The sequence below is a fragment of the Chondromyces crocatus genome (assembly GCF_001189295.1).
GTDB classification, from domain to species: Bacteria; Myxococcota_A; Polyangia; order Polyangiales; family Polyangiaceae; genus Chondromyces; species Chondromyces crocatus.
This window is the reverse complement of the sequence record NZ_CP012159.1, coordinates 5404115-5420149: the sequence shown is the minus strand read 5'-3', so window position 1 is coordinate 5420149 and position 16035 is coordinate 5404115. Positions and strand designations below refer to the sequence as shown.

Here is a 16035-nt window from a genome sequence, read left to right as displayed (position 1 = left end):
ACGCTCTGCCGGAGTGAGTGGAGGATCGAAGAGGAGGGACTTCCCTCAGCGGGAAGCAAGCGCCGACTGAGCGACGATCTCCAGGTACGTCGACGGGAACACGCCGAGCACCAGCACCACCACCGCCGCAACGATGAGTGCCGTGTTCACGTAACCGGAGCGCATCGGTCGAGCCAGCGGCGCGCCGGGGACGGGTTCACGCATGTACATGAAGACCAGCACACGCAGGTAGTAGTAGGCCGACAGCACGCTGTTCAGGACCAGCACCACGGCCAGCACGTAGTGCTCCGCGCCGATCGCCGACTTCACGATGTAGAACTTGCTGAAGAAGCCGGCCGTCGGCGGGGTCCCGGCGAGCGAGAGCAGGAAGAAGGCGAAGGCCATCGCCGCGGCGGGGTGGCGTCGACCCAGGCCCGACAGGTCTTCGTAGCTCACGGCCTCGGCACCACGGCTGCCGCAGAGGATGAGTGCCCCGAAGGCTCCCACTGTCGAGACCGTGTAGGCGAGCAGGTAGAACAGCACGCTCGCTTGAGCGTCTCCCCCCAGCTTGATCGCCGACACGACGCCCACCAGCACGTAGCCGGCGTGGGCGATGCTGGAGTAGGCGAGCATGCGCTTCACCGACTCCTGTCGCCCGGCGATGAGGTTGGCGACGGTCATGGTGACCAGCGCCATCACGGCCACGATGGGCGGCCAGCCAGCTCCCCAGGAGGCGAGCGCCGGATCGCCGAAGGCCTCGAGGAGCACGCGGACGAGCGTGGCGAAGGCGGCGCTCTTCACCGCGACGGCCATGAAGGTCGTGGCGGGTGTCGGCGCTCCTTCGTAAGCGTCCGGGGTCCACATGTGGAACGGCACCGCGCTCACCTTGAACGCGAGGCCGACGATGACCAGCGCCACGCCGATCAGCAGCACGGCGGGGTTCAACACGCTCTCCGAGGTGACGGGCGCCGTCACGGCCTGCCGGATGCCGGCAAGGTCGGTGTGTCCCGTGGCGCCGTAGATGAGGGCGCCGCCGTAGAGGAGGAGCGCTGCCGCGAACGAGCCGAGCAAGAAGTACTTCAGCGCAGCCTCGGTGCTCCGCGGAGACGCGCGGCGGAAGCCGGCGAGCGCGTAGACGCCGAGGGACATGGTCTCCAGCCCGATGAAGAGCGAGAGCAGATCCCCGGCCGACGCAAGCATCATGGCGCCCATCGTGGAGAAGATGAGCAGCGGGTAGAACTCTCCGCGGTCGAGCTTGTGCTCCGGCAGGTAGCCCCCGGCGAGCAGCGCGGACAGGGCTCCACCGATGCAGAGGATGAACGAGAAGAACAGGCTGAACCGATCGAGGATCAGGTAAGGCGCGAGGATCTTCGCGCCCGGGAGCTGATCGGGCCCGATGAACCAGACGCCTGCGGAGAAGATGGCGCCCGCGAGCAGGGTGATGGTCGTCCCCAGCGCGAGATCCGCGCTGGGGCCACTGCTCCGCGAGTCCTGCTCGTCCCGGCCGTGCTTGGAGAACGCCTCGGCCACCATGAGGAGGCAGCCCCCGAGGGCCACCACGAGCAGGGGGGCTGCCGCGAGGAACGCATCAGCTATCATCGGTTGCCTCCGCGCTCGGCGAGCGCGCCGTCCCGTTTCGCAGGAACCGCACCATGCGCGCCATGATCATGGTCGTCCGGGTGCTCCGGTTCTTTTTCGTCAGATGCTCCGTCGAACCCGGGAGCCCCCTTCAGGAAGGCCGGAGGGAAGGCCTCCACCGGATGGAGTTGCGCGGTGTCACGCGCGTACACGATCGACTGCTCCGAGAGTTCCTTGAACTGGGTGCTGGCCATCGCGACCGAGTCCTTCATCCGGTCGAGGAAGATCGACGGGAAGAGGCCAATCACGAAGATCATCAGCACGAGCGGAGCGAGCGCGACGGACTCTCGGGGAGAGATGTCCTTCAAGGCCTTGTTCTTCGGGTGGGTGAGCGGTCCGAAGAACACCCGCTGGACCATGCTGAGCATGTACACGGCAGCGAGGATGACGCCTGCCGCTGCGCCGATGGTCTGGATGCCGGCGAACCTGTCGAGCGCCTTCGAGGTGGCCGTCCCGATGATGACCATGAACTCCCCGACGAAGCCGTTGGTCCCGGGGACGCCGATCGACGAGAAGGTGACCACCACGAACAGCGCCGCGTAGATGGGCATCACCTTGGCGATCCCACCGAACTCGGCGATGAGCCGGGTGTGGCGGCGGTCGTAGATGACGCCGACGAGGAGGAAGAGCGCGCCGGTGGAGATGCCGTGGTTGACCATCTGCAGCACCGCGCCCTGGATGCCGGTCGCCGTCGCACCGAACAGACCCAGCATCACGAAGCCGAGGTGGGCCACGGAGGAGTACGCGACGAGGCGCTTCGCGTCCGTCTGCTTCCAGGCGACCAGCGCTCCGTAGAGGATGCCGCCCAGGATCGCCACGGCGGCCATGTTCGCGGCGTACTTCCAGGCAGGTCCAGGGAAGAGGCCCATCGAGAAGCGCAGGTAGGCGTAGGTCCCGAGCTTCAGCATCACGGCCGCCAGGATGACGGAGCCCCCCGTGGGCGCCTGGACGTGTGCGTCAGGCAGCCAGGTGTGGACCGGCCACATGGGAACCTTGATGAAGAACGCGATCGAGAAGGCGAAGAAGCAGACCACCTGAGCGGTCCAGGGGAGCGCCACCCGAGAGAGGGCGAGGTAGTCGAAGGACCAGGTTCCCGTCAGCTTCTGGTGCGCCCAGACCACGTACAGGATCCCGGCGAGCAGCAGCATGGAGCCCGCCATCGTGTAGATGAAGAGCTTCAACGCGGCCTTGATCTTCTCGGCGCCGCCCCAGATGCCGATCATCACGTACATCGGTACGAGCATCAGCTCCCAGAAGACGAAGAACAGGAAGAGATCCAGCGCGACGAAGGCGCCCAGCATCGCTCCTTGCAAGAGCAGGAGGCAGATGGCGAGCTCCTTGATCTGCGTCTTGATCGATCCGAACGACGCATAGGCCGCGATGGGCGCCATGAACGTCGTCATCAGGATCAACCAGAGGCTGATCCCGTCCACCGCGACGTGCCAGCGGATGCCGACGGAGGGGATCCAGTCCTTGATGTACTGGAAGTGCCAACCCGCGGTCATGGGCACGGTGAGGAGCGCCAGCGAGGCGACGAAGCCCACGCCGAGGACGGCCAAGGTGAAGCCGCGGATGAGCGACAGCATCTGGCGGGGGATGAACAGGAGCGCCACCCCGCCCACGATGGGGAGCCCGATGAGCAGGTTGAGCAGGTGCGGCCACTCTTCGGTGTCCTGCCCAGCCGCTGCCTCGACGGGCCACAGCCACTGGACGCTCACCACGGTCAACGCCGTGATGAGTCCCAGCGCGAGGCGCCTGCGTGCCGGGAAATCGCCGCGGGGGAGAACTCCCGCAACGATACCGGCCACGAGCGCCAGCCAGTACTTGATGACCAGGTCGAACGGACTCATTGCAGGCCTTTCGGCTGGATCAGATTGGGGATCTGCTCCGCCGGTATCGTGCCGGTGGGCAACGTGGGGACCTTGGGGATCGGCAGCGCAGCGGGATCGACCGGGCCACGGTTTCCACCTGTCGGTCGGCTCAACGTGAAGGTCTTGCTGGACTCGCTGCCCCAGGCGTTGCGAACACGCAGCGTGACCTCCTTCGTCTCACCCGGCTTGAGCGTCACGAGCTGCTCTGGCGTGGCGGCGAAGGCCCCTTCGGGCGTCTCGGGCACGTCCCAGCGGTAGGAGTAGCCGAAGCCGGGCGCTGCCGAGAGCTTGACCTCACCGCTGCGACGGAGCGCTTCTTCATTCACGGTCGCGGTGGCGTGCGGTCGGACCATGAACCAGCCCACCCCTGCCAGGCCGAGCACCATCGCGGCCGAGTAGACCTGCACCCGACCCGTCTGGAAGGCGCGCAGGATCGTGCCGAGGAAGCCCACGAGCGCGGCCGTGAACTTGGCGAGGATGCCGTCGATGATCCACTTGTCGGCGATGGTGAAGATGTCCGCGAGGGCGTCCACCATCCCCACCACGGTGGCGTCGTACAGCTCGTCGATGCGCCACTTGTCGTAGATGAGGGCGTGCAGCCGGGGGAACGACGCCGCGAAGCGACGCTCGGGTTCGCCGCGGCGGTTCAGGTAGACGACCATGGCTCCCATGGTGCCGATGAGGAACGCGGCGACGCCGGGCAGCATCATCGGCCACATCAAGCCCTCGGCCCCGGCACGCACCCCGATGGCTCGGGAACTCAGCGCGAACACGGGCTCGAGTTTGTGCGCAAGGGGAGCGACGTGGATCGGCTCGGCCACGAAGAAGCCAGCGCCCACGGCGAAGAGGCCCAGCACGATGAGCGGGATCGTCATCGCGACAGGAGACTCGTGGGGGACGGGCCCGGTGATCTCACCGTGCTCCTCCTCGTGACCGTGGCCGTGGTCGTCATGACCATGGTCGTCGTGGCCGTGCCCAGGGTCCTTCCAGAGGGGATCGATCTTCCAGCCGCGGAACTCGCCGTGGAAGGTCCGGAAGTAGGCTCGGAACATGTAGAACGACGTGAGCATCGCGCCGATCACGCCAGCCCAGTAGATCGCGCGGCCCAGCCAGGAAGGCCAGGTCCAGGGCGCGATCCCCGGCGCGCTGGCGACGAGCACGTCGACCGAGAAGGCCTTCCAGAGGATCTCGTCCTTCGACCAGAACCCCGCCAGGAACGGGAACCCGGCGATCGACAAGCAGGAGACCAGGAAGGTCCATCGGGTGATCGGCATGTAAGCCTTCAACCCGCCCATGTTCTTCATGTCCTGCGACCGATCCGTGTCGTGGATACGGACGTGGATCGCATGGATGACCGAGCCAGCCCCGAGGAAGAGGCAGGCCTTGAAGAAGGCGTGGGTGAAGACGTGGAAGAAGCCGGCGGCGAACGCGCCGACGCCGACGCCCATGAACATGTACCCGAGCTGGCTCACCGTGGAGTAGGCGAGCACCTTCTTCAGGTCGTTCTGGAAGAGCCCGATGGAGGCCGCCAGCAAGGCGGTGGCTGCGCCGGTGACGGCCACCACGGCCATCGCTGCCGGGGACAGCACGAACACCGCCGACATCCGAGCGACGAGGTACACTCCGGCGGTGACCATCGTGGCCGCGTGGATGAGCGCGGAGACCGGGGTCGGGCCGGCCATCGCGTCCGGCAGCCAGATGTAGAGAGGAATCTGAGCGCTCTTGCCCGCGCACCCGAGGAAGACCGTCAAGCCGACCGCCGTGGCAGCCAGGATCGTGATCGGTTGATCGGGGATGAGGAAGTGCAGCCAGCTCGGCAGCGTCCTCACGGAGAGGTTGCCGATCGGCCAGACCTGCAGGTTCTGGAGCAGCCCGTTCGCACTGGCCTGGATGCCGTCGAAGCTGACGGTGCCCAGGTAATAGACGATGAGCGCCATCGCCACGAGCAGGCCGAAGTCACCGATGCGGTTGACGACGAAGGCCTTTCTACCCGCAGACGCGTTCTTGTCCTCGCCGTACCAGAACCCGATCAGCAAGTAGCTGCACAGGCCGACCCCCTCCCAGCCCACGAAGAGCATGGCCAGGTTGTCGCCCATGACGAGCACGAGCATCGCGAAACAGAACAGGTTCAGGTACGCGAAGAAGCGGTGATAGCCGGGGTCCTCCTTCATGTACTCGCTCGAGTACAGATGAATGAGGAAGCCGACCCCGGTGATGACCAGCATCATCGTGCCGCTCAGCGCGTCGACCGAGAACTTGACGTCGATGGGGATCGACTGACCGTGCCACCCCTGAACCGTGATCCATCGCCACGCGTTCCAGGAGAGCTTTCCCTCTGCAGGGAGAAGCAGGTACGTCAGCACGCTCGCCAGGAATGACCCGCCGAGCGCGGAGAGCGCCATCAAACGGACGCCCTCCTTCCCCAGTCGCTTGCCGAAGAGTCCATTCACGAGCGCGCCCAGAGCGGGCAGCAACAGAATGGCGGCGAGCAGGGTGAAGTCCGATTCGGGGAACAGAGTCCTCAGGGCTTCCACGCTAGCTCCTCAACAGATCGGCTTCGTCAGAGCGCATCGTCCGTCGGACCCTGTAGAAGGCCAGGATGATGGCGAGCCCCACCGCCGCCTCGGCGGCAGCAACGGCGATGACGAAGAAGGTGAAGATCTGACCGCTGTGATTCAGCGGGTGAATCCGGTTGTACGCGACCAGGGTGAGGTTCACCGCGTTGAGCATCAGCTCGATGCTCATCAACAGAATGAGCAGGTTCCTGCGCAGGAGGAACCCGGTCGCTCCCGTGACGAACAGCACCGCGGCGACCACCAGATAGTATTCGATCGGGACGCTGCTCATGAGTGGACGTCCTTGGGCTTCTGGGTGGAGAGCACGGCCGGCGTGGACGCCTTGTCCTCGTCCTTCTCCGGCGAGGGGGCGACGCCAGTGGAATCCGCCTGCTTACCTCGCGCCACGGCGACGGCGCCGATGACGGCGATGAGGAGCAAGACGCCCGCGAGTTCGAAGGGGACGACCGCCTGGGTGAACAGCTCACGCCCGAGCCCTTCGACCGTACCCAGCGACTTGGGCGCCTCGGGGAGGGCGGAGGGACCAGCGCTCGCCGACAGCACGAGGGCCAGCGATCCGAGGCTGATCGCCAGGAGCACGCCAGCTCCGAGGTAGCGGGGGACCGCGCTGCGCGTGTCCCGACCCGAGGTGGCGGACGGGCCGAGGAGCATGATCACGAACAGGAAGAGGACGACGACCGCGCCGGCGTAGACCAGGATCTGGATCGCCGCGAGGAACTCCGCCGCGAGCATCAGGTACAGCCCCGCGATGCCCACGATGGTCGACAGCAGCCCCATCGCAGCACGGATCGGGTTGCGCGCGGCGACCGTGGAGACGCCGCCGAGCAACACCATCAGCGAGGCGAGGCCGAAGAAGGCAAGTTCGAATACTTTCACGGCGCTAGCACCCCAGTGGACGACTTACCCTTCGTCCGGATGTACTGCTCCATCTCCTTGCGGAACTTCCGCAAGAAGCCCATCGCAGGCATCGCCGTCCCTTCGCCGAAGGCGCAGATGGTGTTGCCCATGATGTTGTCGGCGATCTCGTGGAGCCGGTCCAGCTCCTCGATGGTCGCCTGTCCGGCGACCATCCGATCGAGGATCCTGAACAGCCACGCGCTCCCCTCGCGACACGGGGTGCACTGACCACACGACTCGTGTCGGTAGAAGCGCATGAGGTTGTGGAATGCGAGGACCGGATCGGTCTTGTCGCTGAGCACGATCGCGCAGCAGGTGCCGAGCATGGTCCCGAGCGCGCGGTACGTATCGACGCCCATCGGGACGTCGAGCGCGCTCTTGCCGTGCCACGGGTGGAGCGGCGATTTGGGATCGGGCGCGTCGACCATGTCGTCGGCGCGGATGATGGGGCAGGAAGAACCGCCCGGAATCACGCCGAGCAGCTCGCCGTGTTTCACGCCTCCGCCGAGATCGTAGACGAGCTCGCGCAGCGTCAGGCCGACGCACGCCTCGAAGACCCCAGGGTTCTTGACGTGACCGCTCACGCCATAGAGGCGGCAGCCCCCATCCTTGAGATCGTGCAGCGAAGACAGCTTCGAGAAAGCATCACCGCCCATCTCCAGGGCGAGCGGCACCGCCGCGATGGTCTCCAGGTTGTTGACCGTCGTGGGCATGCCGAAGGCGCCATACTGTGCAGGGAACGGCGGCTTCAGCCGAGGCTCGCCGCGCTTCCCTTCCAGGGAGTTGAGCAGCGAGGTCTCCTCACCGCAGATGTAGGCGCCAGCGCCGGTGTGCACGTAGACCTCGACCGGGTAGTCGAGACCGAACGGCTTCTTCCCCAGATATCCCTTGGCCCGCGCCTCCTCGATGGCGCCCCAGAGACGCTCCTTCGAGAGGTGAAGCTCGTCGCGCACGTAGATGTACGCGGCGTGTGCACCGATCCCGAAGCAGCCGATGATGCACCCCTCGATCACGCTGTGGGGCGCCTTCTCCATCAAGGTGCGATCCTTGAACGTGCCCGGCTCGCCTTCGTCCGCATTGATGACGAGGTAGTGCGGGCGCTCTGGCTTGGGAGGCCAGGGCATGAAGCTCCACTTCACGCCCATCGCGAACCCGGCACCGCCACGTCCGCGGATGTTCGCGGCCTTCATCTCGGTGACGAGATCGTCGCGGCTCATCTGCAGGGCGCGCTTCGCCTGCTGGTACCCGCCGTCACGCTCGTACACGGAGAGCCGATGACCATCCGGAACGTCGTAGTGCTTGGAGAGATACTTCGTCTGGCGCAGCATCCGGTCACCTCGTGAGGCGGTCGAGAATCGCGTCGACCTGCTCGGTCGTGAGATTCTCGTGGTAGTCCTTGTCGACCTGGATCATCGGGGCGGTGCCGCACGAGGCGAGGCACTCCGCAGTGCGGAGCGTGACCTTGCCGTCTTTCGTGGTCTCACCCGCGTGGATGCCGAGGCGTTTCTCGCAGTGGTGGAGGATCCGATCGGCCCCCGCGAGCGCGCAGCTCAACGTCTGGCAGACCCAGACCTGGTGCTTGCCCACCGGCTGCTGGTTGAAGAGCGTGTAGAAGGTCACCACGCCCTGGACATGGGCAGCAGAGAGGTCGAGCCGCTCTGCCACCCACTTGATTACGTCCTCGGAGACCCACCCGTTCTGCTCCTGGCACAGATGCAACACAGGGATGCAAGCGGCCTGGCGGTTCGGGTAGCGCGCGAGGATCTTTTCGAACTCGAGCTCTCGCTCGGGGCTCAGGGCGAAAGAGGTCATGTCGGCTGCTGGCACGGTCGCTGGCTCCCTACTGCCTCGGGTCGCAGGAGGCGGCACGAGGCCGACTCGGGTTCGCGGTGGCCCTTTCATGAACAGCAAAGGCACCACCTGGAGGTCGGCGATGGGGTTACGCCCCCGCTAGGGGACGTACTCCTCATTGACCAGCCTTCGCGTGCGAAACCAGCTGAAGCTGGAGATCCGCGCCACGTCGGCTGCTTTGCTTGCCGTTTGCGGAGCCACTCCCGAAGCGCGCGCACGCTAGTGAGCGACGCCAGGTTGTGTCAAGGCGCGCAGCGTAATGCCGCGGGCGCGGACGAAACGCAAGAGCCCCCGCGCCACGGCCTGGGTCGACATCCGGCCGTCACCAAGTGAAGGGCCGAGCACCGCCCAGGCACTCTCCTTTTCTTCCACTTGAGCCCTGGGCGTCCCTTCCAGTACCCTCCGCGCCACTTCGCAACGCGCGCAGGGCGCGAGCAGCAGCGAACTCCTCGCCGGAGGTGGTGCGTGTTTTGTCCTAACTGTGGAACGCAGAATTCAGAAACGGCGTCCACGTGCATGAAGTGCGGCTTCAACCTCAAGGGAGCTGCCGCCCCGAAGTTCAAGGGGACCATGCTGATGAATCAGCAGCCTCCGGCCGGTCCTCCCCGCCCGCCGGGCGCACCCATGGCAGGGCCCCCTGTCCACTCACCTGCCGCGCCGTTGCCCGGGGCTCCTGCCCCGCTGAACCAGGGACTGGCAGGCACGGTCGTCGGCGTGCCCCCTGCGGGCCTCGGCATGTCTGCCGGCCCTCCTCCCGCTCCTCCTCCTCCTGATGCTGGCGGCTACGGCGCTCCGCCTGGTGGCTACGGCGCTCCTCCTGGTGGCTACGGCGCTCCGCCTGGTGGCTACGGCGCTCCTCCTGGTCCTCCCGCGGGTCCCCCCCCCGGCCCGGGAGCGGGGCCAGCATTTGCCGGCGCGGCAGCTGGACCGCCCGGTGCTCCGCCCGACTATGGTCAGGGTGCCGGCGGAATGAATCCGCTGGGAGGAACCCTGGCCATCGACCAGATGTCGCCCTTCGGCTCGGGGAGTGCTCCCCCGGGAGGAGGCTCAGCAGGTTCGTTCCCCCCTCCCGGCGGCCAGCCTCCCGGAGGCTACGGCGCCCCTCCGGGCGCAGGTGGCTATGGGGCTCCTCCCGGCGGTGACCCGGGGGGTGGATTTGGTGGGCCGCCGCCAGGGGCGCCCGGGGGCTATGGCGCTCCGCCCGGAGGTGCTCCGGGTGGCTACGGCGCTCCGCCTGGGGGCTACGGTGCTCCGCCCGGAGGTGCTCCGGGTGGCTACGGCGCTCCGCCCGGGGGCTACGGTGGACCGGGAGCCTCTGCTCCCCCAGGCGCTTTCGGTGGACCGGGTGTGGATCAGGGTGGCATGGGCCACCAGCCTGGGTACGGCGCGCCCCCCGGAGGAGCCTATGGAGTTCCGGGGGCCCCAGCGCCCCTCGCCGCGCCAGGGCAGTTCGGGGCGGCTCCCATGGGCGGCCCTCCGGGCGCCATGCAGCCGGGCGGCTTCCGGGGCGAGACGCGCAATCCCGTCATGGTGCTCGTCATCGGCATGGTGTGCTGCCTGTACGGCCTCTACCAGATGTGGACGATGCTGAACGAGCTTCAGCAGTACACGCGGGATGAAGAGTTCAAGCCCTGGTACATGTTCGTCCCGCTGCTGAACTACTACTTCCTGTGGGTGAAGGTCCCCGAGCAGGTGACCCGCGCCAAGCAGATGGCGGGCTCCCGCAATCCGCAGGCAGCAGGCATCGTCCTCTACATCTTCCTGCCGATGTACGTGCTGGCGAAAGACCTCAACGAGGTCTGGGATCCCAACGCCGTGTGAGTGCTTCCTGGGCACCGTCGCCCGAGGCTGAGCGTGGTCCCTCCACGCTCGGCTCGCACCGCAGCAGCAGCCGCTTGAGGCGTGCCGCACAGGTCGCCTGTGGACTCGCCGTGCTCGGAGGAGCGGTCGCCCTCCGGATCCCGCTCTGCCCCTTCGCCATCGTCACCCGACATCCCTGCCCGGGTTGTGGACTGACCCGCGCCTCGCTCGAGCTTGCACAAGGTCACGTGGGCGCGGCGATGCACTTGCATCCTCTCTCCCTCGTGCTGGTCCCCGTCGTCGCCCTCGTCCTCGGCTACAACCTCCTGGCCTACGTCAAAGATGGCCGGGTCGCGGCTGCAGAATCACTGCAAGGGCGTGGCGCTACGGCCATCGCCGTCGTGCTCGGTGCCCTCGGCATCATCGTGTGGGTGGCTCGGTTCTTCGGCGCCTTCGGAGGCCCCGTCCCCGTGTGAGTGAGCAGAGGGGCGGGTCTTCGCCCCCGCAGGCGGGTCACACGCGGATACGAGCCAGCCGGTTCGACACCGCAGCGCGCTCGGCTGCAGCCCGGTTGCGCTCCGGCGCGACCCCCTTCCGCGTCGTACGGCGAAGTCGGGACATGGGTGCGCGCACCGGCGCGGGCGTGTCGAGATGCAGGAGAAGATCATACGCGCGCTCCAGGTGCCCCCCGAGCACATCGAGCTGCTCGTCGGTGAGATCGCGCTTCACCTTCTGAAACATCCAGCTCTCCTCGTCGATCGCGTGCTGCTCGAAGAGCCCCTTGAGCAGCTTCAAGCGTGCCTCGAAGCGGACGTCCGTTGCGCGCGTACGAAGCAAATTGTCGGCAGCAAAACGCATGAGCGCGTGCTTCTCGTAAGCCTCGTGGAGCTGGCTGCGGTCGCCCTTCATGCGGTCGCCACAGACCGGATAGAGGTAGGTCTCCTCGATCCGGACGTGGGCCTCTACCAGGCGAAAGAGCTGAGTGAGCAGCATGGTCCGCCGTCCCGGGCTGGCCTCCGCGGCGATGCGATCGATGAGCCCGCCGATGTCGAGGTGCTGCTGCTCCAGAAGATCAAGTGCGTCCATCGGATCCCTCCCCCTGGAGCGGCGGCCGTCCAGCCCCACTCCCCTGCAACTCGACCACTCCGCTGCACTGCTCCCCCCGTGAGCTAGGGAGTACGCAGCGTCCGGCGAGCGTGAGGTCGTTGCAAGCGGCAGGCCGATCGCGAGTGAGTGGCGCGTGCGCGCTCAGCGACATCTGCCAGGGCGGAGCGCATCTCCGTCGCGCTTTCGAAGCGAGCGTCTGGATGCTTGGCGAGGGCACGAGCGAGGATGGCTTCGAGTTCGCGCGACGCATCCGGACGTCGCCGCCGCAAAGGAATGGGCGACGAGCGGACGATCGACACGAGCATGTCGACATCCGTCGAACCGCGAAACGGGAGATCCCCCGTGAGGGCGAACCAGAGGAGCAGACCGACAGCGAAGAGATCGCTGCGCTCGGTGATCGCTCGGCTGCGCAGCGCTTGCTCAGGCGACATGAACCGCAACGTGCCCACGAGATCACCAGGGCTGTCGGGCATATGCCCGTCGCCCGTGTCGACGCCGGGTTCATGAGCAAAGCCCAGGTCGATCAGCTTGATCGACAGGCCTCCCTCTGCCTGCACGAGCAGGACATTATCGGGCTGAAGATCGCGATGAACGACGTTCGCGGCGTGCATCGCCGCGAGGCCTGCAAGGATCTGATCCGCCACGGCGAACATTCGCTCGAGGGACATCGGCCCATGACGGCGAACTTCCTCCCCGAGGGTGACCCCTTGGTAGAGGGGCATGAGGTAGAACGGCCTGCCGTCGTCCAGATGTCCATCCGCAAGCGCCGGACAGACGTTCGGATGGTCGATGCGACGAGCGAAGCGCACTTCACGAGCAAAGCGGTTCCGGATCCCCCGATCCCCGGCATGCTCGCGGTGAAGGACCTTCAGGGCGACCGGCGCGTCCGTCTCGACGTCACGGGCGGCATAGACGGCCCCCATGCCGCCTTCGGCCAGCAGGCGCTCGACGAAGATCCCTCCGACGGCTGTACCAATCAGCCCCTCGTAGGGATGGTTGAAGTCGACGGCGCGTCCCTGCGTGCCGTGGCGCACCACACCAGAACGGACGATTCCGGTCAGATGCCCTGGGACATGCTCCCCATTTGGTGAGCCAGAACGCTCGACCGCAGCCAAGGACCTGCCCAGGGCGGTCTCGGAGGGAATCAGCGCTCCCTGTATTTGGTGTGCGGGTTCCACAGGTAGACCATCGTCAGGGGATACCTGATGAGTGTCCAATCTTCGGGGGGTCCACGCAAGCCTTTTGGGGGCTCTGGATGAGGGTCTTCAGGGGTTTCCCTGTGTAGCTTACGTCCGGATTCCTCAGTGTTTTTTCGGAGGACGCCCCCGGTCCGCTCAGGGCGGCGAAGGCTCTACCCTAAGGTGTTCCCTGAGTAGCCGTGGTGGGAACTTTCCTCGATCGGTGGTGAGGTGCAGCACACCCCCCGCGGTCTCTTGGAGGAGGATGAGAGACGAGCGACTCCGTGAACCCGCGACAGCAGGGAGGGGGCTCGACGCTCGACGTCACGCGACGCCAGTTGCGGCTACGAGGCGCCCAGGAGCCCCTTCAACTTCACGACGAGCTGGAGGGCGTCGAGCGGGGTGAGGCGCTCGATGTCGACGGCGCGCAGCGTGTCCATCACGGCGCTTTGCTCTGCGGAGACGACGGGCCGAGCCTCCGCGAAGAGGTCGAGCTGTACCGCCCCGGAGCGCGATCGACCGCGGAGGGAGGCATGCTTGCCGCCGGGCAAGGCCGCTCCTCCTTCCAGCGTACCGAGGATGGCGCGGGCTCTGGCCAGCACACCTTCGGGGACCCCCGCAAGCCGGGCCACCGCGACGCCATAGCTCCTGCTCGCAGGACCGGCCTCGAGCTTGTGAAGGAAGATGACGTCGTCACCGTGCTCGCGAGCCGAAACCGAGTGGTTGGCGATCCCCGAGCCACGCCGCGCGAGTTCCGTCAGTTCATGGTAGTGCGTCGCGAACATGGCCCGACAGCCCACGACCTCGTGGAGGTGCTCTGCGACGGCCCAGGCGATCGCCAGGCCATCGTACGTGCTCGTCCCGCGCCCGATCTCGTCGAGGATGACCAGCGAGCGACGTGTCGCCTCACGCAAGATGGTCGCGGTCTCCCGCATCTCGACCATGAAGGTGCTCTCGCCCCGGGCCACGTTGTCGCTCGCTCCCACGCGCGAGAGGATGCGATCGACGACGCCGATCTCGGCGGCGCGCGCTGGCACGTAGCTGCCCATCTGCGCGAGCACCACGATCAGGGCCACCTGCCGCATCAGCGTGGACTTACCGGCCATGTTCGGGCCCGTGATCAGCCACAGGCGCTCCTCCGCGAGATCCAGCTTCGTATCGTTGGGTACGAAGTTCCCCGCCGCGGCGTAGCGCTCCACCACCGGGTGCCGCCCCGCCTGGATGTCCAGCGCCTCTCCTGCCGTGACATGAGGCCGTGCATAGTCGTGGCGGTGCGCCACATCTGCGAGCGCAGCGGCGACATCCCACTCGGCGAAGCGGCGCGCCAGAACGCGGACCCGATCCGAGGCCATCGCCACATTGCGGACCAGCCGCTCGAACAGGGAGGCCTCTCGCTCGAGCGCCCGCGCCCCGGCGTGCTCGATCCGATCCGCCAGGTCGTCCAGCTCGTCGCTCGTGTACCGCTCCCCCGTGGCCACGGTCTGCTTGCGCCGGAACGTCTCCGGCACCTTGGACAGGTGCGCCTTGGTGACCTCGATGTACCAGCCGAAGACCCGCGTGTACCGGATCCTGAGGGACGGCGCCCCCGTCTGCCCCCGCAGCTTGGCCTCGAGCGCCATGATGTGCTCGGTGCCACTCTTCTCCAGCGCCCGGGCTTCATCCAGCTCCACATCGTAGCCCTCCCGGAAGATCCCGCCTTCGCGACCGTGCGGCGGCGGGCGCTCCACGAGCGCCGCGGCGAGCTCCGTCAGCAGCTCCGAGACGGGATCGACATCCGCACCGAGCGGCTCATCCCGCGCGTCTCCAGAAGCCGCGGTGGCCGGTGTCCTCTCTGCAGCCGGCCTCTCGACCAGCCCCCCCTCGACGTCGGGGATCGATCGCACCGCAGCGATCGCCGCGGGGGCCGAGGAGAGTCCATCACGGAGCCCACCGAGATCCCGTGGGGTCGCCTCGCCGAGCAGCGCCCGCACCGCGAGCCGCTCCAGATCCCCCACCCCTCCCAGCGCCTCTCGGAGCTCGGCCCGTGCGCGCGGGTGGTTCACGAACAGATCGACCGCATCGAGCCGACGGCGAATGGCAGCGACATCCGTGAGCGGTGTCAGGACACGACGACGGAGCAACCTGGCCCCTGCGGGCGTGACGCTCGCGTCGATCACGTCGAGCAGCGACCCACGACGGCCTCCATCCGAGGCCTTGACCAGCTCCAGATGGATCTGTGCCGTCTCGTCGATCCGCAGCGTCCCCGAGGCGTCATAGGGGGCGATGCGACGGACAGGCACCCGAGCCCCAGGCGAGCAGCGCCGAGCGAACCGCAGGACACGCGCCGCTGCCCTGCAGGCGATGAGGGGATGCTCGGCCAGGGCTTGCTCGGCGATCGGCTCGGCAGCAGCCTCGTCCAGCGTCGGCCCCACGTGCGCGGTCTCCAGGTCCTCGTCGGCTCGCTGCGCTGCGTGAGGGATCACGGCTGCCGCTGCGGCGCGCAGCTCCTCCAGCCCTCCCCCGAACAGGACCTCTCGCGGTTCTGAACGAGCAAGCTCCGCGAGCAAGGTCGCAGCGTCGGGCAGGATGGCTGCCGAGAGCTCACCCGTCGAGAAATCCAGCAGGGCCAGCCCATAGCCTTGCCCTGCCATCGCAGCCCCGGACGCTGTGCTCATCCCATCGACGGCGGCCAGGTAGTGGTTGGCCCGAGCGTCGAGCTGCTCGCTCTCCGTGACCAGCCCCGGGGTGATGACCCGGACCACCTGGCGTGGCACCAGGCCTTTGATCTTCGAAGGATCTCCGATCTGCTCGCAGATCGCCACCTTGTGACCCAGCGCGATCAGCCTCGCCACGTAGCCATGGGCCGCGTGGTACGGGACGCCAGCCATCGGGTACTCACCGGGCTCACCCTTGTTGCGGCTGGTCAACGTGAGGTTGAGCGTCCGAGAGACGAGCACCGCGTCCTCGTTGAACATCTCGTAGAAGTCGCCCAGCCGGAAGAACAGGATCGCGTCGGGATGAACCGCCTTCGCGTCCTCGTACTGACGCATCACGGGGGTCAGCTTCTTGCGAGCGGGAGACGAGACGGGCGCAGACATCGCCCTGTGCTTAGCCGCGAGCAGCGGAGAGGTCCACTTGCACGCTCTTGTCGCTTGTCGT

General features: G+C 67.0%; 12 protein-coding genes. 2 read left to right on the top strand and 10 right to left on the bottom strand.

Translation table 11 applies throughout. The annotated features are described in order from the left end of the window. Positions 1-45: 45 nt before the first annotated feature. From CMC5_RS19930 to nuoE, 7 genes are read right to left on the bottom strand one after another with little or no spacing between them, the layout of a single operon-like run. Positions 46-1578 carry an NADH-quinone oxidoreductase subunit N gene (locus tag CMC5_RS19930; protein ID WP_050431900.1) on the bottom strand — a complete coding sequence of 511 codons (1533 nt, stop codon included), beginning with the start codon at positions 1576-1578 and terminating at the stop codon, positions 46-48. Then, positions 1575-3467, bottom strand: a complete 1893-nt coding sequence (locus CMC5_RS19925; protein WP_050431899.1) for a complex I subunit 4 family protein — start codon at positions 3465-3467, stop codon at positions 1575-1577. The genes CMC5_RS19930 and CMC5_RS19925 overlap by 4 nt, the downstream gene beginning before the upstream one ends. Beyond that, the gene (gene nuoL / locus CMC5_RS19920) at positions 3464-6022 is read right to left on the bottom strand and encodes an NADH-quinone oxidoreductase subunit L (protein ID WP_050431898.1); all 2559 of its coding nucleotides are present in this window, start codon (positions 6020-6022) and stop codon (positions 3464-3466) included. Before nuoL ends, CMC5_RS19925 begins: the two co-directional genes overlap by 4 nt. A gap of 1 nt (position 6023) precedes the next feature. Then, complete coding sequence (gene nuoK, locus CMC5_RS19915; protein ID WP_050431897.1) at positions 6024-6335, bottom strand: NADH-quinone oxidoreductase subunit NuoK; 312 nt, start codon at positions 6333-6335, stop codon at positions 6024-6026. After that, complete coding sequence (locus tag CMC5_RS19910; RefSeq protein WP_050431896.1) at positions 6332-6940, bottom strand: NADH-quinone oxidoreductase subunit J family protein; 609 nt, start codon at positions 6938-6940, stop codon at positions 6332-6334. The genes nuoK and CMC5_RS19910 overlap by 4 nt, the downstream gene beginning before the upstream one ends. Continuing rightward, the gene (nuoF, locus tag CMC5_RS19905; RefSeq protein ID WP_050431895.1) at positions 6937-8289 is read right to left on the bottom strand and encodes an NADH-quinone oxidoreductase subunit NuoF; all 1353 of its coding nucleotides are present in this window, start codon (positions 8287-8289) and stop codon (positions 6937-6939) included. Before nuoF ends, CMC5_RS19910 begins: the two co-directional genes overlap by 4 nt. Positions 8290-8293: 4 nt before the next feature. Continuing rightward, positions 8294-8773, bottom strand: a complete 480-nt coding sequence (gene nuoE / locus CMC5_RS19900; protein WP_050431894.1) for an NADH-quinone oxidoreductase subunit NuoE — start codon at positions 8771-8773, stop codon at positions 8294-8296. 504 nt (positions 8774-9277) lie between these two features. Here nuoE and CMC5_RS42750 point away from each other — a divergent pair. Both CMC5_RS42750 and CMC5_RS19885 read left to right on the top strand, forming a co-directional pair. Continuing rightward, positions 9278-10633 carry a zinc ribbon domain-containing protein gene (locus CMC5_RS42750; RefSeq protein ID WP_169796599.1) on the top strand — a complete coding sequence of 452 codons (1356 nt, stop codon included), beginning with the start codon at positions 9278-9280 and terminating at the stop codon, positions 10631-10633. Positions 10634-10707: 74 nt separating this feature from the next. Continuing rightward, complete coding sequence (locus tag CMC5_RS19885; protein WP_050436017.1) at positions 10708-11088, top strand: DUF2752 domain-containing protein; 381 nt, start codon at positions 10708-10710, stop codon at positions 11086-11088. Positions 11089-11125: 37 nt separating this feature from the next. Here the strand turns inward: CMC5_RS19885 and CMC5_RS19880 are convergent, their stop codons facing one another. The 3 genes from CMC5_RS19880 to mutS form a co-directional block, all read right to left on the bottom strand. Continuing rightward, positions 11126-11698 (bottom strand): hemerythrin domain-containing protein, encoded by a 573-nt coding sequence (locus CMC5_RS19880; RefSeq protein WP_050431891.1) that lies wholly within the window; start codon positions 11696-11698, stop codon positions 11126-11128. 83 nt (positions 11699-11781) lie between these two features. Further along, the gene (locus CMC5_RS42745; RefSeq protein WP_156339328.1) at positions 11782-12642 is read right to left on the bottom strand and encodes a serine/threonine-protein kinase; all 861 of its coding nucleotides are present in this window, start codon (positions 12640-12642) and stop codon (positions 11782-11784) included. 599 nt (positions 12643-13241) lie between these two features. After that, the gene (gene mutS, locus CMC5_RS19870; RefSeq protein WP_050431890.1) at positions 13242-15974 is read right to left on the bottom strand and encodes a DNA mismatch repair protein MutS; all 2733 of its coding nucleotides are present in this window, start codon (positions 15972-15974) and stop codon (positions 13242-13244) included. Positions 15975-16035 lie beyond the last annotated feature (61 nt).